This is a genomic window from Filimonas effusa, from assembly GCF_004118675.1.
GTDB lineage: Bacteria > Bacteroidota > Bacteroidia > Chitinophagales > Chitinophagaceae > Filimonas > Filimonas effusa.
Map to the genome: position 1 here is coordinate 263,771 of NZ_SDHZ01000002.1, position 23,664 is coordinate 287,434.

Sequence of the window (23,664 nt, forward strand, 5' to 3'; positions counted from 1 at the left end):
TGTGGGCGCGGGACCTAACAGGAATGCGTTACAGCTGCGAATAGGAAAGAGCTGGCCTGCGTTTTGCCGGACACCGGTGCTGTGCCGCAGGCCAGCGGTCAAAAAAAGGTTAGTATAATCTTTTTTAGTTATTAAAGCTCAATGTAAAGCTAGCCGTAAAGCCGCTTGCGGCAGGAACGTATCGGCATACTCCTCCTACACAAAACAATCCGGCTCTTTGCCTGCCATAGGCCAGGCTAAAACGTGCTCCGTTCTTCATAAAACTTCCACCAAAGTTGTAATAGTGAAGATCTGTTTTGCCGTAGTTATACAAGTCGCTCAGGTAAAAGCTCCATAACGGGGCAAATGCAAATTCGGCAACGGCAGCTGCCCAGTTACCTTTATCCTCTTCGGTATAGAGGTGTTGCAATTCGAGCCGGGCTGATTTCTTTGCGGCAAATTTATAAAGGATGTTAACGAGGCCTATATGTGCTTTTATGTTTTCGTAGTTACCGCCTTCAACGATGCTTTTATTGTAAAATACATAGTGATAGGCAGCAATAGATTGCCATTGGTTATTCCATTTCTTTTTCCACTCCAGGCTTCCATCCCTGAAATAAGCCATATCGCCCTGCTGAAACAGTTTACCTGCTGTTTTCAGTGCTTTATACTGAGCGTAGTTAAGAGATAATTTTGAGCTGCCAAGATTCACGAATACGTCTGCCTGGCCTCCTGTTTCGCCTGCCACCTGCGGGTTGTACACATAAATATTGGTGGTCAGATAATCGTGTTGTTTTGTGAGTGACGGAATATAGTTCACCGGGAGCACCGTGCCTTCCACTTCGCGCTCTGCCCTGAAATCCATATTACTTAATGAACGAATAGAAAGGTTGGCTCCCCAATTGCGCCCGGTGTAGGTTGTATTAACCAGGAGTGCTTTACCGGTAGACTCGTCGTATTGATTCACGAGGTGTGGATCGGAGCTTTTACGAACATACTCTGCATTTAGTGAAAATGAACCGGCATCCATTGCCAGGCGGCCGGCCCAGGCATTCACAGTAGCGGGGAAATCTTCCATATTACCCGTGTAGGACTGGAATCGGCTTACATAGCTGCCACCTGCGGTGAAGTGTACAGCAGCGTCGTCCGGTGCTTTAACGAGTGTATTAAGATCAATCTCTGCGTCGGCGCCCCTGACAACCGCGTTGGCATAGTCGAAGTATTTCCTCGGGCGTCCGTAAACGAATTTAAGTTTGAGAAAGGGAACGGGCTGCACCTGGATATTGGCGCCTTCGAGTGCATTATTAATGCCAATCTGCCTGTTTTCCCATGAGCGGAATACAAGGCCGCTACCGAACTGTTCATAGAAATCGCCTACCTGTACGGAAAGCTGTTTACCGGAATACCTGAAGTAGCGGTTTACCAGTTTACCTTCTGTTGTGTTCAATTTGGTACTGACAAAAGGAAATCCCTGAATAGCAGGGAGGTAAGCTTCGTATTGAATGCCTGCTGAAAACTGTTTGTAGGTATAGTCGAGTTTAAAGAAATTATTGGAACCGAATTTATCCTGTGGCGGTGTGGCGCCTATGGCTGTGTCTTTCCGATACAGCTGGGTATAGCTTTCAAAACTTCCGCTTAAGTGTCCTTTTCCCAGCTGTTCGAGCTGGGCGTATCCCGTGGATGCCATTAGGGTCAACGTTAATGCAGCTGACAGCATCCAAACGTTCTGCCTCATAAATTACAATGCTTTAATCTTTTCAAAAAGTTCTTCTTCGTTGCCAGCCACATAACCTACGTGCTGATAGACTACCTTGTTATTCTTAATAACCAGCGTATATGGAACATCATTTATATTGAAAGCCCGTTTCAGGTCGTGATTAACATCGAGATAGATCTCGAACGGCCATCCTTTACCAGTGACAAACGGTTTTACCCTCTGACTGGTGCGGGCATCGTCAATTGATATCGCCAGGAATTTAAACGGAAGCTTGGCTTGCCATTCTTTATACAGGTCGCTGATATTATCCAGTTCAGTTACACATGGCACACACCAGGTGGCCCAGAAGCTGACGATAATGGCCGTATCTTTTGTATCGCCAATTAGCTTTGCGAAATCGACAGATCTACCTGAGGTAGATTTAATAGCTACGGCAGGAAAATTTTCCTGCCCGTAGCTTGTTGCGATGTTAAGCAGACATGCCGCCACCGTTAATCCGAGTATTTTTTTAAGTATCATTTCTTAGTCATAGTTTTTGGTTTCGCCCACATTAGCGATCTGAACGTTGGCGGTACCTATCAGGTTGAACTGGTTGCTTCCATAGATCACATAAGCAACGATCCTTGATTTTGCTACGTTAATATTATAAGCGTTGTTAGTAGCTGTTTTACCGGTAGTGCTGAAAGTAAAGTCTTTTGTCCATTCATTATTTTTCACCTGCGCATCAAGAGGAATTGCATCGCCATTATAGATATCGGCCACACCTATCTGGCGGAGCACATTTGCATGAACGAAGTCGGGAATAGGATTAGGTCCGTAGTAAGGATTAGTTGTTGAGTTGGGGTTGTTATATGCATTTACCTGCGGATAAACCAGGCCATCTTCAACAAGCATGATCATCACTTTCATTGGAATATTGGAAGCAGTTGCATATTTCACTTTCACTTTACCTGTAATAGCGGTGCCACTTACTGTGCTTTGAATAGCGATACCGAGCGGAGGCCATTTGTTCGTGAACTGTGCGTCGAGAACGGAGGTTTCTTCGTTCCATTTGCTGCCGTGGTTAACTAAGGCCCAGGGGAAACTGTTGATGCCATAGGCATTACAAAGGTTATCGGCATGAGTAAAGTAAAAAGGATCGGAACCGCCACCGCCGTGAATGCCCACAGTAATACAATTAGGCTTTTTTGCGATATAAGCTTCCAGGATGCGTGCAGCCCTTGGGCAATACTGGCACCAGGTGCCTGTATAGTCTTCAACAAGTACTTTCTGAGTATAAGGAGAGGTACCGCCGTCTTTTACCCGCAATGTAACTTCGTTTGAAGGCAGGTCGCCTCTTTTGGCAGTTATTTTAACGTCTTTTACGGTAGTAGGGATGAAGATGCTATCTACAGTGGAGATACCATCGATATAAAAACGGGCTACGCTTGTTATATCTTTTCCGGCCTTATCCTTGATGCGGATGGCGACAAAGTCGAAGCCATTTTTTTCTACAATGTCTTTAGACAAAGTCACATAAATGGAATCTTTTGCAACGGGAGGATTCACGGGGGGATCTACTTCCCCGCCGCCGGAGGAACCACCACTTCCTTTGGAACAGGATAGCAACATTGCCACCAGGCAACAGGCGAACATAGAAGAGAACAGCGTTCTTTTCATAACACTTTATAGTTATTGTATTGAATAATATGATCAGTTAGTTTGAACCGGCACAAACAGAGCTAACGGTTCACTACAAGGTCATAAAGATATTTTTCTAAATCGAGATAAAACTGAGGGTAAATACTCAATTATAATAATGGCTATTTATAACCATTATTATAATTGAGCAGATGGCAGGCCACCTTAGTATTTGAGAATACGGAATTCGGTGCGACGGTTTAATTTCCGTCCATCCGGATTGTCGGAACCATCGGGATTATTATTGGGCGCTATTGGTTTAGAAGCGCCATAGCCTTGTGCTTTTATTCTTTCGGGGCTGATGCCTTTGCTAACGATATAGTTTACGCAACTTTGCGCCCTGGCCAATGAAAGGCGTTCATTATACACCTCGCTACCTTTACTATCAGTGTGTCCGCCAATTTCAATGATCATTTCTTTATTCGCATTAAGCATTGCAACCAGTTTATCCAGAGAGCGTTCAGATCCATCGAGCAGTTGTGCTTTATCGTAAGCGTAGTATACATTTTCAAGCACTTCGGCGTGAGTGGTATCAACAACCGGCTGTATTACAACTGGTTCTTCTTTAACAGGTTGTGGTGTAATTACAGGTGCCGGTTTGTGTTGAACGATGCGGAAGAGCTCGAGGCAACAGGCTGCAGACCTATCGGAGCTCAGCCATATTTCGGAAGACGCAGCGCCTGCGCCGGTGCGCTTTGCATAATAGATATCATCTTTTACGGAGTTAATGGGATACCCCAGGTTTACAGGACTATTGAAACTACCAGCTTCCCCCCCTGCGCTAAATAAGTCAAAGCCGCCCATGCCAACACGTCCATTGCTGGCAAAGAACAGCCGGCTGCTATCGGTATCGTAATAAGGCGCCTGTTCATCGCCGGCGGAATTTATTATGTTACCTGCATTGAGTGGCTCCTGTTCTTTTTCCAACTGATCAATGGCTATATACCAGATATCGAAACCTCCGTGTCCCCCGGGTTTATTACTGGAGAAAAAAAGGTATTTGTTATCGGAAGTGACAAAAGGCTGCTGTGCGCTGTAACCAGCAGTATTGATGATCGCAGGCAAGGGTTTGGGGTCGCTCCATTTGCCATCCTGCTTTACAGCTTTAAGGATCATCGCTTCTTTGTTTCCGGCAGCTTTCCATCGGGTAAGATATATGGTATTGCCATCTGCACTTACCGATGCAGCCCCCTGTTCCATTCCCCTGGCGGCTTTTAGTTCAGTGGTCACTGCGGGAGCTACAGCACCCTGGCTGTATTGTAGCAGAAACAGCTGATTGCTGAAAGATGATTTCTTTAAGCTATCAACAGGTCTTGTACTGGTGAACATGAGTGTAGCTGAATCTAACCAAACGGGGGCATAATTAGCACCCGTACTGCTCATGGCCCCCTGCCCTTTTATCACCTCAAAATATTGCAGACCTGGCTTGGCCAACTCCTTTTGTATAAACTTAAGATTGGCAATTTCTCTTTCTGCAGCTTTTTTGTAGTTATCCTCCCGGGTATAACTTGTAAGAAAGGCAGAGAACGCCGCTTCGGCTTCTGCATACTTTTCCAGGGCCCTTAACTGCGCAGCAAGATGAAACTGCAGCAGCGGATAGTCTGTAGTGTTGATTGAAAGCAACTGCTGATAAGCAGCCGCGGCTTTAGACGGATAATTCAGTTGGCGATAGCTTTCTGCCAGTTGCCATAAAGCCTTTTCACGACCGCTTTTCACGGAGAGTTTTTTCTTTTCAATAGACTGGGGTTTATAGGGAGCATACTCCTCTTTATCTGTTTTGGAACTATTGCCCAGGTATTTTTCGTAATAGTTTGCAGCAGATGCATAATCAGCGCTGGCGAAATAATTATCGCCTGCTTTCAGATAATCGTAAACAAACTGGGATTTTGCGGCAGTAGCTGTGATGCAAAATATCCCGGCAATAATATATAGTTTTTTCATACTAAACTAACGTAATGTTGATTGGAGATAGATCTATAACCTTGGGCAAACAAATTCGACCTGTGGCGTTGGCGTTTTCTTCCTACCTATGAATGACAACGATATTTCAAAGCTATTGGCAGAACCGGCCATCTTGCCCAGATCAGAATTATTGACATCGTAGCTGGCGCCCAGCATCCATCCTTTATTGGTGAATCCTATGTAGGGAGAGAAGGCATCCTTCAGGCGATAGTTACCACCCAGCATTACCGTTAACTCGTCGTTCACTTTATATTGGGCATAAGCGCCCAGCATTTTTTCTTCTGCCGTACGTTGTTTCATATAAAGCAGGTTAGGAGTAACGCTCAACTGATTAGACAAGCTGATACGCGCGCCACCATGAAGCGTATATCTGACAGGGAATTTTTCATTCCCTGATGCACTGAACTTATCATCGGCCTGTGAAAGGTGAGAGAAAGATACCCCTGCGAAGAAGTTGGCCTTCTTACCGGGCGTAGCATCGAAGTACATAGCGCCGGCCCCCGCATCAAAAGCTATTGCTGCGGTACGGTCCAACACTTCAGCGCTGTTGGAGCCGGTGGGGCCTGTAATATAATTCCATTGGGAGCCAAAGGTCATTTTCTCCCTGTCAAATTTCCTTTGAATAAAACCAGCCTGTAAGCCCAGGTAAACCTTGTGCATACCTTCTTTACCAAAGCGTAAGCCGGTATAAGCCACGTTGGCATAGCCGGTGGTATAGGCATAGGCAGCATCGCCCGCTGTTTGCCGCATAACACTTAGTCCTGCGTTCAGGTTTTTCTCTGTCGTCATTTCGGCGGACAGTCCGTATGTTTTAAAAGGAACGCCCAGGCCTCCCCACTGTGTTCTATAAATCCCCGATACGCGGTAACTACCGTCAAAAGCCCCGGTAAGTGCCGGATTCAGCCATGAAGGATACATGTAATACTGCGAAAAATGCGGATCTACCTGAGCTTTAAGTGAAGCGCTCAACGGTAACAGCAACATCATCAGCAAACACGATTTGTACATATTTCTCATTGCAGTCAATTTTAGCATTATAGATTACTTTATAATAGTCACCGCTCCTGTTAACGGTTTTCCTCCGGTTCCCAGGTTAATAATATAGTAGTAAGTTCCGGCCGGCAGGTCCTTGCCATCCGATTTACCATTCCATGGTGTTGCATATCCTTTTGTACGAAATACCTGTTGTCCATATCTGTTAAACACAGCAACGGCTGCATCTTTATAATCGGAGAGGTAGGGGATATCCCAGAGATCATGAATCCCATCGCCATTAGGCGTAAAGGCATTGGGAGGATCGATAGCCTTAAGCAGCTCAACCATTACAGAGTCGGTAGTTGAACAATCAAATTCATTGGTTGCGGTGAGATGGTATAAGCGGCTTTCGGTAACAGTGAGCGAAGGCTGCAATACAGCGGCGCTGCTTAAACCAATTGCCGGATCCCATAAGAATTTATAATTAGCATTGGCAGATGCGTTAAACCGGATCATTGTTCCGGCTTTCACAACAAAGGAAGGGCCAGCATCTATAACCGGATTTGACCTTATGGTAACAGGCAAGAGGAATGGATTAGAAACGCATCCCTGTGCATTCTTCACCGTCAATGATACACTATAGGTTCCCGAATTGCTATACCGGACAGAAGGCCTGGGTTCTGAAGAAATGCTGCCATTGCCGAGTTCCCAATGCCATTCGGACAAGGCAGATCCAGGTGCAGTGCTTTTATCGGCAAATGCCACAGATGCGCCGGCACAGAAATCTGTTGCATTCATTGTAAATGAGGCAACCGGCTTGTCGTAAAACTTATTGGTTAGCCTGGAAGCATCATCGCCACAGCCATAGGCAGATATCACACTCAGTTTTACGTTATAATTACCGCCAGTCAGATACTCATAAGAGGGATCTTTTTCAACAGACGCTCCTCTTCCATCACCAAAATTCCAGGTGTACTTCAATGCACTATTATCTGCTACAGTTGTTGTATTAACAAATTTCGCATGACCATTGGGCATACAAATAGCCTCCGGGGAATTAAAGCCTGCCACCGGGTTGGCGCGGACATGCACTGTTTGCCCCCACTCTTTGCTTATGCAGCCGTGAGCGGTAGTAACAATGTGTTTTACCTGATATGCTCCATGAGTAGCGAAGACAAATGTAACAGGTAAAGCAGCAGCCGTTTCCTTACTGGTTCCGTCAAAATTCCATTGCCAGCGCGTGATTGATTCTCCGGCGGGAGCTGTAGCACTGGAAGTAAAGCTCATTTCAGTTCCTTCACATATATCATCGGTAAATATAAATGCAGCTTCCGGCACGGCATATACTTCTATAAAGCGGGAGGCAGTAGCTACACATCCAGAAGCTGCAGTAAATTCGTATATAATCTCATGTTTACCGGGACCTGCCTGTGCCGGATTGAAGATACCTGTTGCCGAAGTTCCATTGCCTTTGTAAACACCCGTTCCAGAAACCCCATTGGTTACTGATGCTTTTGCAACTGAAACAGGAGCCGCATTCTCACAAACAGCGGTCAGCGGATCAAATACAAAGGTAGGCGCCTGGTTAAACACAGCCTTGATCAAAGTATCTTTCACACATCCTTTTTCAGTAGTAGCCTGATATTTCACATCGTAATTACCATAAGTAAAAATATGCGAAGGGCTTGCGGTTGTGGCGGTGTTAGGATTAGCCGGGTTTGCGTTGCCATCTCCAAAGTTCCAGGCATGACCGGTAACGGTTTGTCCGTCGGGCGTGGATGTTGTATTATCAAATTTCACACTACCATTTTCCGGCAGGCACCCCTGGGGGAAGTTAATATTTAATTTAGGGTTGGCATATATTTTTACTTTACCAGCAGCAGTATCTGATACGCAGGCATCGCTGATCTTTGCCACCAATTTAACTGTATATCCGGCAGCGCCTGTGTAGTTTGCAGGCTGGGCAGCATTGGAGTTAGCCTCTACGGTAACGCCATTACCAAAGTCCCAATACCATTTTACGACAGCGCTATTGCCTTCATAGCTTGCAGAAGGAGTAAAAGTATAAGTTCCGTTTTCGCATACGTCTTTACCAGAAACAGTAAAGTCTGCTACCGGAGGTTCATATAACGAGATCAGGCGTGTTGTATCTGCTACGCAGCCATCAGTAGTTATAGATCTAAGCGATACAGGCCGATCTATGCCTGCTTCTATTTTTCTGCTCTGTTTAATACCTTCTGCATTGGCGCCGCCCGGGAAAGTCCAAAGCCACTTTTGAAGTTCATATCCTTCTTCCGACGTAGCAAGACCTTCCACCGCTACAGGATCAGCGGCGCAGTCTGATGTAGCGGCAAAACTAAAGCCCGCCTTAGGCTGTGTTCTCACGATGATACGCAGTGGAATTTCCTCCGACCTGGCGCAGTTACCCACTTCATCTCCATACAGCACTACCGGAAGATAAAAGGTGTCGGCATCATTAAAAGAATAAGAGCCAGGAAGCGTGTATTTATAGAAGGTTGCGCCATCGATAGTTACCGTTTCAGCCACTGCGGGATTATTAACTGTAACATCTGCTGCGGGACTGACTTTACCGGCCAGCGCACTCAGCTTCCATGTAATAGCAGTGGGTTTATAAGCTACCAATGCGGAGATAGCAACAGGCGTATTCACACATGTAAAGGCATTCCAGTTGGTGGCAGTATTAAATGTATTGTGAATAAAACTTCTGGCATGCAGGTTATTGATATGTGTACCTGCATTATACGAGTAGGTTTCCTGCGGACCGAGCCCATAGGTAACGGCAGTAAAAGAGGAGTCGCTATAGACCAGACATTGCCCGGGTGGTGTGGCAGGAAACAATGGGAAGTTTGCCCATCGGCGAACTATCACATTATAATTGCGGTCGCGCGGATGAGGGTACGTATACAGGTCTGCCGAAGGAATAGCTGATAACGGCTGGCCATCGATACGTAAAGATGAAAGTCCGGTACCCTGGTTATTGACGATGAGGGTCAGATAGTTTACCTGTATTGTTTGCCTGTTATTTCTAAAGAAGCCTATTTTATTAATTCCCTGGGCAACCGGGCTGATAAAAAGAATATCGGGATCATTCAAGGTTGGGCTACCTCCACCGCATAAAGCACCGCTTCCCATGAGTTGTGCCACCATTACAGGTTTATCTGCTTCAATTAAATCGGCGGAAGCACTTTCGTGGTAATAGAAGTTATTTTTCAGGGTACTTACATTCAATGCAGTTCCATTTACTTTCACCACCGTAGTGGGATCGCTTACAACTATTTTATAGCCGGTGAACTGATTACGTGCCGGTATACTTGAGTTGGAAAAGGGAGCGGTAAGATACCTTGTACCCCAGGCCTGAAAAGGAAACAGCTGATACATATCGGCATCCACGAAAAGATCGCCGCGTCCTTCCGAACATGCCATAGGGTTAGTAGTGTTACCACTACCAGCAAAAGCTCCGAAGGGATAACATTTTCCAAAACGATTGGCTACAGCAGTTAGTCTAGTTCCTGACATTTCCATCCCCCTGGGGTTAAGTCCCATTACCTGGTAGATATCTCCTTTGTTCAGAGTTACCTGGAATGGCTGGCCTGCGGGCCGTCCTCCGCGTGTTGGCACTGCTGGGGTTATTTCAACGACAGTATTATCTTCGCTGGCCACAATGAAGTTATAGGAGCGGCTGCCGGAGGGGCCGTTCTGAGCTGTATTCACCGACAAATAACTATACCCCCAGGTATTTACAGGCATAAGCATGGTAGCTCCCGAAGTGCCTCCGGCGAATGTATGGGAATAGGCAACCACAGGCACATCACTTGTGATATGAATACCATGATTGGTGTATAATCCTTCGTTGGTACCACCATTCACCAAACGACAGTCAATAAAAGTGAGGTCCCATCCTTTGGGCATATAGTCTGATGCTATTACAGCATGAGCAGGCACGTGATACGTTCTTTTCCAGGTTGTATTATGTACGGTTACCGTGACATTTGCGGCCTCTTCGGCACTGAAATAGAGAACCATTTCCTGCGTATTAGCCTGATCGTCGTCAGGAGCGGTGCCACTGGAGTTACGGTCCATCAGATCATGATGGCCATAGCCTACCCAAAAATCTGTTCCACGGTTAGAAGGCTCCTGTGCCTTCAAAGCAGCACAGGAGCCTGTTATAAAGAGTAATATCAATAAGCAGTTCCTCATTATCTTACAAGGTTTATGGTACCTTTTTTAAGCTGACGCTGATTGTTGGTTCTCACGATTTCCACTACATAGATGTATACACCGGAGGGCTGTGGCTTTCCTTTATACCTGCCATCCCACCCTTCGTTCTGATTCTTTGATTCGAACACTTTTTCACCCCACTGATTAAAGATCATCAGGCGCATTTCCTTAATAGCGTTACCATAGATCCTGAAGGTTTCATTTTCTACAGGCCCGTTATTATTTGGAGAGAAAGAATTAGGAATAAAGATTTCATCTGTAACAGTAGTAGTATCTGCGGCAGCCGACACAACCGGTTCGCATCCACCGATAACCCTGACTTTTAAAGTCACTTCTTCACCTACACCCAATCCTGAAACTGTATGTGTAAGGCCAAGCGTACCGGAGGAAGGCGTTTGCCATGCTGCACTGTTATTCAAGCTTACTTCGTAAGCGGTGGCACCATTTATAGCAGCCCATCCGAATGTTACTTCGTGTGCTCCGGTAGTAAGCACTTTTACTACAGGTGTTTCCAGCGGAGCAGCCATTTGAACAGCCACTTCTTTTCTCTGTGCGCTGACACATCCGTTCAGTTCGCTTTCCACCCAGTATGATACTGCACCGTTCACACCCGGGATATTCCAACTGCTACCTGTATGAACCGGGGTTCCTCCCGTATTGGCATTGTACCAGTTATAGTTTGCTCCGGCTACAGGACTTGCCACTTCGAGGGAGGCTGCCGTACCGGGGCATATCACCACCTGCGGACTTACCATTGTTACAGCAGGACCATCACCAACAGTTACTGCTTTTACAGTATCGGCAATACAACCATTTACATCTGTTACGGTAAGTTTTACCTGGTAAGTACCTGTTTGGGCATACTTGTAAGCAGTATCCTGGTGAGCAGCCGCGGCCCCCGGTGTACCCAGATCCCATGACCAGCGGGCCACATCGATATTATTGAAGATATCGGCAGTTCCTTTGAATGTAACGATTCCGCCTGCACAGTTACCGGCTACAGAGAAATCAACCTTTGGAGCGGCTACAACTTTCACAGGTATCACCAGGTTGAGCATAGCGCCACATGCTTCGATCTCGCCACTGGTGATCTTTACATTCACCTGGTAATCACCAGCGCTATCAATGACATAGTTACCATCGAGACTATATTCGTAATAGGCGACTCCATTAATGATAACGGTATCTGAAGCTTTCGGATTATTTACAACAACATTACTGCCCGGCGTAATGTGTGGCACATCTGCCAGTTTCCATTCTATTTTATCGGGCTGCATGCTGGTACGGAAGCGGAATTTAAACGGAGAGCCCACACAGGTATAGGCATTGATACCGCCAGCCGTGTCGTTATTATTAGAAAGTCCTGTTCTTACACTCTCACCGTTGATCATCCGGCCCAGGTTAAAGGCATAACTTTCGTTATCGCCAAGACCGTATGCAAATCCTGTAAATGCAGAGTCGGAACGAACCACCACAGAACCGAGGCTATTGGTCCATTTCTTCACCACTACGGTATAACCTGGCATGGTAGTATGAGGGGCAGCATAATCGTATCCGCTGCTACCATCGATGGAGAGCGTTTTAAGTCCTTCATCGGGGATAATGAGTGACAGGTATTGATTACTGATCCTACCTGTAAGAATCCTGGGGAACACTGTTTCTTTAACAGCTGCTTCCAGCGGAGTGAGATAAAACATATCAGGATCGCCCTGTCCGGCATAGCCACATACCGTTCCCGGAGAAGGGATATACTGTGCTACCATTATTGGTTTGTCCGCTTCAATATATTCTCCCGACAGTGATTCTATCTGGTAGTAAGTATTATTAATTATTCCTGAAAGCGGGCTGCCATTACGTGTCACCTTTGTTGCAGGGTCTTTTACCAGCACCCTGTAGATAGCAGGGTTGGTGAGCGCTACCGATACAGAGCTGGCTGTAGGTGTGGTCAGGTACCTTTTACCCCATGCTTTTGTTGGCAGGTTTTGCTGGAACAGGTTATCAATATTTCCTGTTACGTTATTATTACAGTTTACTGATGTACCACTGCTGCCTGAGAAAACAGCGACAGGATAGCATTTACCACTTTCATTGATAACACTTCTTACCCTGCTGCCGGTAATATCGTATCCATTTTCTACATCATAGTTACCGCCAAACACCTGGTACACCTCCCCTTTCATGAGTTGTACTTTGAACGGCGTATTTGCCGGACGGCCATTAAATGTAGGCTGAGAAGGTGTTATTTCAACAACCGTACTATCATAGGCCGCTACCACATAGAACCAGGAATGTGCGTTCGTCTGGAAGTTCTGTGTATATGCCATGGCAGTATAATCGTACCCATAGGTTCCTACAGGAAGCAGCGACGTCATACCTGAGCTATTGGAATACTGCCCTATTGCCGTAGGTATACGTGGTGCAATACGTGCATAGGCCGCAACAGGCACATCGCTGGCAATACTGATCCCTCTATCGGACCAGCCCTCATTCATGAGCCTTGCGTCTGCAGGTCCCATACGTGGAATAGAATCGGAAAATACCGTTGAATAGGCCGGCACATTGTATTCGCGTGTCCAGGAAGTACCATTGACACGAACGATAATATGAGCAGGCTTATTTGTTGCAGAGAAATAAAGCACCATAGCCTGATCGTTCTGCTGTTCAAATGAGAAGCTGTGTCCGTACGCTGTCCAGAACTGGGTACCCAGGTTACTGGTATCGGCCGGACTTATCACTACCGGCGGGACAGGGTCTTCTTTGCCATCGGTAAGGCCTGTAAACTGATGCAGCCGGGCCAGGCCAGTATCCTTCAATACATTGGAATAAATATCAGCGGAGCTGCGGGCATTTATATTCCATGCAGCATTATTAGACATACCCAGTTTCAGCGTTTTTTCTTTTTCAACCGTACCTAACCAGGAATCGAAGTAAGACTGCTGTACAGTATGTCCTGCAGGTTCATCGCCGGTTGTAGTAAAGGCTGTATAGAAGTACATATACTGCTGGCCGGGTGTTAAACCTGCTGGCGCCACACCTGAGTATCGGCGTGCTTCTACTGTTGCAGGCACTTTAGTCCCCCAGGTTACTTTTGTCACCGTATCGGTACCAAGCGTAAAGATTTGCGTGATCCCTGGCGCCGGCGTTGCAGGAGTTGCTGTTAGTAATAAAGGCTGAACAGTGGGCAAGAACTCGTAAGCGCCCAAATCCGGCACGCCTGCAGGCCTTGTAGTTGGGCGTCCGTTGCCATTAATATCTGTGTTGTTCACAGGAGACTGAACACCGCGGCCATGCATTGCCCAAACTTCGGGATTAGCCAGCGCCGGAGCCAGCCATTCGTTTTCAAATACCGGTTTATAAAAGAGGGAATTGTAGTCTATATTATACCTGCTCCTCCATTCAGCAAGGGTGGTATAATTGTAAGACCCGCGTGCCAGTGGCACAGCCCCCTCGGTATAATACATATTGTAGTCGGAAGTAGCCAGGGCACCATCGTAGTCGGCAATATTGGCGGCTTTTCCCGATCCCGTATTTGCAAATATATTATTATAAAGATATAAACGGTCTTTGGGAATGCTGCGCACATCGGGTTGTACGTTAAGAAGGCTGACAAAAGCAGCACATCCGGCGGCAGCAGGAGACTGATTCCAAACAGAGTTATTGAACATATAAAGTCCCCTGACCGAAACAGCATTAATACCATAGGACTCTACCTCTCCGGTGGTCTTCACGTTCACTACGTTGTTCATTACGTTAGCATACCTGCTTGCTGCTATATACAAGCCAGAGATACTTCCCGTATTATCTTCTACTGCAAGAATCCTGTTTCCTGATATATTACTATTATAAACTGTATCGCCCAGGCAAGAGAGCAATTCAATACCATATACCAGTGTATTGGTATTGCTGATATGGATTGTATTATTCCTGAAATTGAGTACACTATCGCAATGATCTGCCAAAATGCCATAGGAAGTTGAGTTCATCATGCCACTGCGGGTAATGGTATTACCAGAGGCGGAGATCCTTGTTATATAGCTCACAAAGATATCATAGTAGTAAGTGCCGCTGAAAGTATTGCTATCAAGAGAGAAACGTTGCGCTTCTTTTTGTACGCCATTCAGATAAATACCTGCAGCTCCATTATTGATCACGTTATGCGATATCACATTATCAGTACCCCAAAGCGTTTCACCAAAGACCCCTGCCACAGTATTAGAAATACGGCCTGTTACGGGAGTATAGATTACACAATGTGAGATATTATCGAAAGAAGATGTACCTGTAAATTCTACACCACGTCCGTAGGCACCATTTTCACTTTGCGCAACAATTGTCAGATGCTTGAAGGCGATATAATTGGTACTATTAAGCCGCACCACGTAGTTGCTGTCCTGTGTACAAGGTGTTACCAATGCTACAGAAGCAGCAACCTGGTCTTTGCTGAGGAAGGTTACCGTTGCATTAGCGGAAGTACCCGGTATTTTAGGAACGGTCACTCTTTCGCTATACATCCCCGGTGCTACCAGGAAGCGGACATGCCCTGTAATGCCACATGCCATGGCAGCAATTGCATCTTTAAAGTTGGTAAAGTTGGAACCGCCGGCGGGTTGTGCAGGATCAATAGTATAATCGCCCGCCGCAAAACCGGCGTTCAGCGTTAGAATTGCCGGATCGGAATATGCCACGCCGGTTCCGCAAACCACTGCCGCCCTGAAATAAGTGTCGGTAGTAGCCAGTTCATATTTCAGGCTACTTACATCAAGAGAATCGCTGATATCTGTCCATGGCCCCGTAGCAGCAGCAGCTCTCTGCCATACATATTTCTGACCGCCACCTTCGGTATTACCTGTAAGCGATAAGGCAACTTCCGTTCCCATACATATGCCGGAAGCAGGAGTAACAGCGGCTACACCAGGCGCCGGTGGCGTTATACATGGGGCCAATACAAATTCAATAGCTCCCACATCGGGCCTCACACTGCTTCTGCCCGTATTAAATATATCTGTAGTAACTCCTACACCTACTCCCATGTTATCGATAGAAGCCAGCGTTGGTTTAAAGTTGTTATTGGCGGTATCCTGATATACCGGGTAAAGATCTTTAGAATTATTATCGGCAAGTGTCCTGGTATACCAGTCGGAACGATTCACAAAGTTGACATTCGTACCTGATCCATAACGTCCCCAGTACTTATTACCATTACCACTAAGCCATATCACGTTGTTATCAGAAACAAAGGGTATATTACTTGTTGTAATATAGATGCCCAGCTTATCGCCAGTACCTCCCCTGCTTATGGTGAAAATATTGTTTTTCAGTTCCGTACCTGTGGGACTGCCAAACTGGTAGAAGGCAGCAGTAATGCCGGTTGATGCACTGGTGGTATGATCCAGAGAAAATGTATTGTGGTACAACTTCACATTACTACATGCACCGTTGTATATACCATACTGAGAACTTCCATTCCTGATCTTATACATCAGGTTATTGGATATAACGATTGGCTTTTCTGCCGGTCCATTGTAAGACGACAACTCTATACCATAAAACCCGCTGCTATTGGTGGTATTGGCATCCGAAGTATTATGAATTCTATTTTTAGAAATCGATAATCCCGGAATACTATAAGATGTTTCTATAACGCTTATCGTACCAGATTCAGTCCTATCGGGACGAGTAAAATCGTTACCGTCGATACGCGCATCTTCCGAATAACCCACAAAAACACCTGTCATGTAAAAGTTGGTAATAATATTATCGATAACACTGTTACCAGCCAACAGCGCACTGCTATATCCGTGCATGGTCACTCCATAATAACCGCCTACAATAGTATCGGCCTGAACGGTATTATAATTACAGTTAGAAATACTTGAGGAAGTTGCATTTGTGGCAGTGCCACCGATAACAATACCTGCATAATTCTGGGTAGTACCGGTAACCGGCAATTCTATACGGCAATGGCTGAAGGTATTATGAGTGGCGTTATTAGTTAACCAGGCGCCCCAGCCATAAGCTCCCTCAGCAGCATTTATCTTAAGGTTATCAAAGGTCACATAGTCGGTACCATTCAATGTAATCACCGCACGCTCTTCGCTGATATCGGAAGCGAACTTCAGGGTATTACCATTTCCTTTGAATGTAATGGTATTGGCAGCAGAAGTGCCTTTAATAGAATCCAGCACCAGTCTTTCGTTATACACCTTACTAACAGGGATCACATTAAAGACAACCGGGCCTTTAATGCCACAGGTCATAGCAATCCTGGCTTCATTAAAGTTCAGGAAGTGACCTGTACCATTTGTATCAATAATATATTCGCCGCCCGGCAATGCCTCATTAACAGCAATACGGAAAGTATCAGAATAGGCAGTCATAGCGCCGCAGGTCACCGCCAGACGATAGAACAGCGTTTCAGTAGGCTGTATAGTATGCACGGGGGAAGCGGCAGCGCCTGAAATTGCAGAGAATGCACCATCTTTCTTAGATGCAGCCTGCCACTGGTAAGTTTGCTGCGAACCAAAACTATTTCCCTTTACATTTAATACAATAGAAGTAGTGATACAAATAACAGAGTCGCTGGCAACCACCTTGCCGGCAACTGGAGGCGTAACACACGCAGGAGGTGTAAACTCATAAGCACCCAAGTCAGGGGTTGATGTATTACGGGCCACTGCTACTGCATCGCTATTTACCAGTCCTGCCAAATCTACGCCTGCATTATTAATTACAGGGTTCTGCGGGATGAGGTTATTAGTGGCAACACTTACGTAAGCGGGGTCAACAATGGTAGAATGTGCATCGTACCCGGCCTGCTGCCAGTCGAACATTGATTTCTTTTCGCTGGTTTTATAGCCTACATATTTGTTACCCTCCAGTTCTTCATTAATATACAAATCGTTGTAGTCGCTTAGCATAACAGAAGCAGGCGCATTCATATACATTGCATATTTGGAGCCGGCTCCTGCCCTGTTAAGCGAAATAATATTATTGCTGAAACGAAGTGCTCCGGCAGTAGTGGTTTGATAGAAGCCATAAGTAGCATAGTTACTACCAGCACTGATAGCGCCGTCAACATTGATGGTATTATGAAAATACCATGCTCTATCCGACCCATTATTATAGAGCGCATAAACGCTACCCTGTCCTGAAACGTTATAGAAAAGATTATTACTGATGATAGTTTCGCGGCCTGCAATCGCATCTGCGGCAGTCAGATAAATACCATAGATATCCTCCGTACTTTCAGGATTGCCTCCAAATGGATTAAATATGCGGTTCCTGGTGATATTAAGACTTGACTGCGCCCCTATTACATATATACCATAAAACTGAGTTGTATTGGTACGTGTAGGACAGCTGATCAGGTTGCTATCAATAACAGCACGATCGGAATTACCTCTGTAAATACCAAACCGGTAAAAGTTGGTGATCACATTGCGGCGAATAACGGTACCGGTATCGTTAGCAGCAAGCGCTACCCCATAAAAACCGCCGTTGATGATATTATCTTCAAAAATATTGAACAGGCATCCCGAATTTGCTGCAGTGGCGTCAACATCAGACCCACTCACTGCAATACCTGCATAGTTAAAATTAGTATTGGTAGTATCGGTATATATTTTACAATTGCGGATGATATTATAGGAAGCCTTGCCTGTAAGATGCACAGTATACCCATACTGGCTACCCAGGTTGCCGGTTGCCGTTATCACCAGGTCATTAAATATAAAATGCTCGGCTCCAGACAGTTTTATTACAGCTCTTTGTGTAGGGCTGGAAGAAGTATAGGAAAGGCTGTTGCCATGCCCGTTGAAGGTTATAGTATTCAGATCAGAAGATCCGGCTACAGGCCCTAAGATCAATTGTTCATTATAGGGACCAGAACCTGCTACAACATCAAAAACAACTGGTCCGTTTATACCACAGCGAATAGCATTCCAGGCCTCATTAAATGACTGGAAGTTAGTGCCGCCTGAAGCCTGGTTCTTATTGATGGTAAAGTTTCCGGATATACGCTGCAGTGTATTTACTTTAATACCGGCAGAAGGCGTATTATCAGTTCCACAGGTACTGATGACGCGATACCAGGTATCCTGGGTTTGGATAACGTTAACCTTAATACCATTTCCTCCCGTAATGTTGGCCCATTGACTATTGTCGGATGAAGATTGCCATTGATAAGAGAGGCCACTGCCCAGATCACCGCCAAGCAAGTTCAGAGCTACGATACTTTGCGTACAAACAGGGTTTTCGGCAACTACAACAGTTGCCGCCGCAGGTGGGTTGGCACATGCCAGCAAATTATATTCGTACGCACCAATGTCGGGTATAGAATTATTTCGAACATTGCCTGCAACATCGTACGAAACACCGACATAGGTCCCCTTATCATTGATTACACCGCTGTTGGGGATAAAGTTATTTTCAGACGGCCGCCGGAAGAGTGGGTTTTCATTAAAAGATGCGGCATCCTTCCCGGTAGCTGTACGCCAGTTGGCAAGCGTTGCTCTTGCACTTCCATTATAACCTACATTGGTAGTGGCTATATTACCCGTATAAAAGTCATTATTATTACTTTCATAAGTTGTGGCAGCCGTTCCCATATATATACAATAATTGGTTGCACCTCCGCCACGGGTAAGGCTTACCAGGTTATTCATAAACTGAAGGCCCGATGCGCTTACTGTTTGGTAAAAGGCATAGGTTGCACTTTTACTGATATTGGCTGTATTGTCAAAGGAAATAGTATTGTGAAAACACTGCACATAATCAGATGAACCATTAGCAATACCATAGAAGATACCTGAAGAGTTGAAGTTATAGATCAGGTTATTGTAAACGATATTAAAGTTGCTTGCGGTAGCATCGGTATAATAGAAATAGATACCATACATGGTACCTGTATTACCTGGTGTAGTAGCGGCAATGTCGTGTATGCTGTTTTCGGAGATCCTGGCATTAGTAGTATTACCGCCAATGTAGATACCAATAAAAGCCCAGCCTGTACCATTTGAAAGATTTACACGTGTAGGCTGAGAAATATTATTATGCTCAATGATAAGCCTGTTTGTATTTTCGGCACGAACACCATAGTTGTAAGTGTCTCTTATTTCATTGTCAGCAATTGTTATATTATTATTGGGAGTGCTGCTATTACCACAAACAACAATGCCATAGAATCCACCTGAGATGGTATTATGAATAACCGTGTTCCCATCGCAAAGCGCATTGTACCCGTCGGTTGAGTAAGTATCATTTCCGTTAATAACAACACCAGCAAAATCACCGCTGTTGGTATTAATATCTGCATTAATAGAACAATTCTTTATGGTGTTATTATCGGCATTGTTCATCATATGTATACCAAATCCGTAAGTGCCGCCGGTAGCGTCTATTTTGAGGTTATCGACGGTAACATAATCGGCACCATTCAGTTTCAGCACATAAGGAGCACTGTTGATCTTTGAAGCCCATGCAAGGGTATTGCCATTACCGTTAAAAGTAATGGTGTTGGTACTGCTGCTTCCTGGTATTTCGGGAATCAGCACCTGTTCCCGGTAAACCGTATTGGTTGTGGCAACATCGAATACTACCGCCCCATCTACACCGCAGTCTCCCAGCACCTGTGCGGCAGCTGAGAAAGATGTGAAATTCGTAGCAGACTCCGGCAACGACGAATTAATGGTGTAGTTGCCTGCCAGTGGGCCAGCGCGGAAGGTCAGCGTATCGGAATAAGCATAGAGCTGTCCAACAGTGCAATACACACCTATACGATAATAGCTCAGTCCCGGAATTGAAGTAGCGGAGAGTTTTGTTGGATCTGGATTAGCTCCCACCGTTATAAACGGCCCTGCAGGCGATCCTGCTCTTTCTACAAAATACATCATAATGGGGCCGGAGCTGTTGCCGGTGAGTGAAAAGTTCAGCGTACTGCCTGTGCAGCCGGGTGGGTTTGCCAGAGAAACTTTTCCTCCGGTGAAGTTATCAGGGCAGGAAGGCGGAGCCTGTGCCATTGCAGCCAGGGACAAAAGAGAAAAAAGCAGCGCCGGGAAAACAACACGGCATACAGCCATATTTGTCCTGAGGCAACAAACAAACAGTTGTGAGCACCTAAGCTTCATGGGAATTTGCAGTTAGTTTATGGATTTTGGAGGATAAACCGGCCTGTTTTATAGTCCAACACAGGTTTATTTATCACTGTGCTAAAGGTATTTTCATAAAATGGCGATTCTCTGGCCAAAAAAATTCAATTTAAAAAATGGCTATTTATAGCTAATTTGCTGGAAGATCATCCAGCCGTATCCTTAATTGCCGGGAAAACAGCCGGTCTTGCCGTCCGAAAAACTACTTTTACCAAATACTGCTTAAGATGAGCTGTGGGAATTTTGCGCTGACTGTTGAGAGGTACTTGCATTTGATTTACCGCAGATGTAAGTTGGTTTCTCTTTTCCTATTGCTACCGTTTGTATTACAGGCACAACTATATTCCGAATTGGAAAAGGGGGCATTGTATGATACAGCCTCTATCAATAAAGCGCTTCAGCGGGGAGCTATGATCCGGACCTCAAACCCTGACAGCTCCTACCGGTATTTTAACCAGGCGCTAAAAGGGAGCTATGCGATCAATTATGACCATGGCGTAGTATCATCCTTTACAGAAATAGGAAAATGGTATTATAACCGGAACCTTTCACTGGCCATCCGGAATGCCCGGAAGGCACTGGAGGAGTATCAACTGAGAAAATTATCGGATAACACTTTGAAGAATCAGGCCTACCTGCTATTGGCCAAATCCTATGATGCCAGCGCGGTCCTCGATTCAGCCGCTTATTACTACTATCATATCAATGAAGAAATAGAAAAAGGTAACATCAAAGACCCGGGGCTCGAAATACAACTGTATTCTACCCTTGCTGTATTCTGGCTTAATAACAGCAGTTATGTGGATGTAGAATACGCCCAGCCTGTAAAGTATTTTATCAGTAAGGCGCAGCAAGCCTTAACAAGGCTACCTGCCAAACCCGGGACCTATGCAGAGCTGTACCGGTTACAAGCCCTTTATTATTGCAGCATCGCAAACTTTGATTCTGCACGCTATTTTTTCAATAAGAACCTTCAACTACTGGCCAACAACCCGGGCTACTCACCCAACCTGCCAATTATATTGCTGAACCTTAGCAATTCGTATATCATGGAGAAACGCCCCGCTGAGGCAAAGTTTTACATAGATAGTGTTATGCGGTTAAACCATGCTCACTTACTTGAAGAACGGCTTCAGATCACAGCTAATCTACAGCTTGCCATGGTGTATTACCAACAGAAAAAATATGCAAACTGTATTTCAGTGCTTGATGATACCTGGCGGCGATTTGATATGAATTTTCTGAACAAAGACGTTATTGATGCCTATAAGATCTATGGAGATTCGTACGAAGCACTAGGGCTTACAGATAAAGCTATCGCCTGTAAGAATAAGTATATTGAACTGTATGATTCCTTTGCAACAAGGGACAAGCTGAATATGATGTCGAAAATCGAAAGCCGTTATCGTTTATCGGAAAAAGACAAAAAGCTGGCGGAGCAGAATCTTCAGATATCGAAAGCGGAGAATAACGCCCGGCAGAAAAGCCTTTGGGTCATTGCAATTTCACTTCTTGCTATTGTAGGATTTATTATATCGGCCCTGTGGCTGCGTGCTAACCGCCACAAGCAAAGACTTCTGGCCTACCGCTTCGAGAAGCAAATGGAAATAAGCCGTTTAACATACACCATAGCAGGTGAAGAAAAAGAGCGGAACAGGATTGCACGCGAATTGCATGACGGCATTGGCGGATTGCTGGCAGCAGCCAAAATAAATCTTGACCTGGTAAAGAAGGAATATCATTTCAACAATGAATCAAATTTCATCGAGGTAATGCAGCTGGTAGATCAGGCAGCTTCGGACCTGCGCAAGACAGCGCATAATATGATGCCCGAAATATTGATGCAGGATGGGCTCGTAAAAGCATTGGAGCAGTTTTGCAATAGTATTGCCAGTAAAAACACTACCCATATCTATTTTGAAGTAATAGGCACTAATATTAAGTTAAAATCGGAGCTCGAACTATCGCTATATCGCATTGTGCAGGAGCTGGTCCATAATATTATAAAGCATTCCCGGGCTACTGAGGCATTTATACAGATCAGTTTTTCGGAGGACGAACTTAATATTTCGGTCGAAGACAACGGCATCGGCATATCTTCGGAAAACAAAAAAGGGCTCGGGATCAAAAGCATACAGGACCGGGTAAAGGCACTCAACGGAAATATCAGTATTGAAAGCGGATATGCACGTGGTACAAACATTTATATTAATATAGCGCTGCAAAAAGAAAACATTGAAACAATATGATCAAAGTAAGCATTGCAGACGACCACGAAATAGTACTAAGCGGGTTGCAAAAAATACTGGCAGACGTGAACGACATCACGGTCACCGCCTTATACACTAACGGAGACGCTTTGCTGGAAGGCCTCGTCACCAATAAACCCGATGTACTTATACTGGATATCCAGATGCCTGGAAAAAAAGGAACAGAATTAGCCCCCATCATCAAAAAGAAATATCCTTCTGTAAAGATCATCGTATTGTCGAATGTCGAAATTATGGCGCAGATAAAAAGGATGCTTCAAATGGGATGTATGGGCTATCTGCTTAAGAATACAGATTCGGAGACTTTTATTAAAGCCATCCGTACGGTGTACGGAGGAGAACAGTTCTTACATGAGGAAGTAAGAAAACAGATGGTCAATAGTTTATTCACCCCTTCCCACTACGTGAAAATAACCCGGAGGGAAAAGGAGATCCTCCAAATGATCGCAGACGAACTTACCACCCAGGAAATTGCAGACAAACTATTCTTAAGTACGCATACAGTAGATAATCACCGGAATAATCTGTTACAGAAGCTGAACGTAAGAAATACGGCAGGGCTTATGAAGAAAGCGGTAGAAGAAGGACTGATATAAAGCAGAGAAGGCTATTCCATAAAGAATAGCCTCGCCTCCGTTAACAGGAAACGCCCATATCCCGTTATAATTTAAATGTTTTGAAGAAGGGGCCGTTTACC

General features: G+C 45.2%; 9 protein-coding genes. 2 read left to right on the forward strand and 7 right to left on the reverse strand.

The window, feature by feature from the left end:
* Positions 1-124: 124 nt before the first annotated feature.
* The 7 genes from ESB13_RS12460 to ESB13_RS12490 form a co-directional block, all read right to left on the reverse strand.
* Positions 125-1,714 (reverse strand): DUF6029 family protein, encoded by a 1,590-nt coding sequence (locus ESB13_RS12460; RefSeq protein ID WP_164974195.1) that lies wholly within the window; start codon positions 1,712-1,714, stop codon positions 125-127.
* A gap of 3 nt (positions 1,715-1,717) precedes the next feature.
* Positions 1,718-2,215, reverse strand: a complete 498-nt coding sequence (locus tag ESB13_RS12465) for a TlpA family protein disulfide reductase (protein ID WP_129003745.1) — start codon at positions 2,213-2,215, stop codon at positions 1,718-1,720.
* Positions 2,216-2,218: 3 nt separating this feature from the next.
* Positions 2,219-3,355, reverse strand: a complete 1,137-nt coding sequence (locus ESB13_RS12470) for an Omp28-related outer membrane protein (protein ID WP_129003747.1) — start codon at positions 3,353-3,355, stop codon at positions 2,219-2,221.
* 186 nt (positions 3,356-3,541) lie between these two features.
* Positions 3,542-5,317, reverse strand: coding sequence for an OmpA family protein (locus ESB13_RS12475; protein WP_129003749.1), 1,776 nt, complete (start codon positions 5,315-5,317; stop codon positions 3,542-3,544).
* Positions 5,318-5,350: 33 nt separating this feature from the next.
* Positions 5,351-6,355 (reverse strand): PorP/SprF family type IX secretion system membrane protein, encoded by a 1,005-nt coding sequence (locus ESB13_RS12480; RefSeq protein WP_129003751.1) that lies wholly within the window; start codon positions 6,353-6,355, stop codon positions 5,351-5,353.
* 24 nt (positions 6,356-6,379) lie between these two features.
* Positions 6,380-10,531, reverse strand: coding sequence for a PKD domain-containing protein (locus ESB13_RS12485; protein ID WP_129003753.1), 4,152 nt, complete (start codon positions 10,529-10,531; stop codon positions 6,380-6,382).
* The gene (locus ESB13_RS12490) at positions 10,531-20,676 is read right to left on the reverse strand and encodes an Ig-like domain-containing protein (protein WP_129003755.1); all 10,146 of its coding nucleotides are present in this window, start codon (positions 20,674-20,676) and stop codon (positions 10,531-10,533) included. The genes ESB13_RS12485 and ESB13_RS12490 overlap by 1 nt, the downstream gene beginning before the upstream one ends.
* Positions 20,677-21,047: 371 nt before the next feature.
* Here ESB13_RS12490 and ESB13_RS12495 point away from each other — a divergent pair, with 371 nt between their 5' ends.
* Together ESB13_RS12495 and ESB13_RS12500 are read left to right on the forward strand one after the other, a co-directional pair.
* The gene (locus ESB13_RS12495; RefSeq protein WP_164974196.1) at positions 21,048-22,946 is read left to right on the forward strand and encodes a sensor histidine kinase; all 1,899 of its coding nucleotides are present in this window, start codon (positions 21,048-21,050) and stop codon (positions 22,944-22,946) included.
* A complete protein-coding gene (locus ESB13_RS12500; RefSeq protein ID WP_129003759.1) occupies positions 22,943-23,563 on the forward strand; it encodes a response regulator transcription factor in 621 nt (206 codons plus the stop codon). Before ESB13_RS12495 ends, ESB13_RS12500 begins: the two co-directional genes overlap by 4 nt.
* Positions 23,564-23,664: the final 101 nt, after the last annotated feature.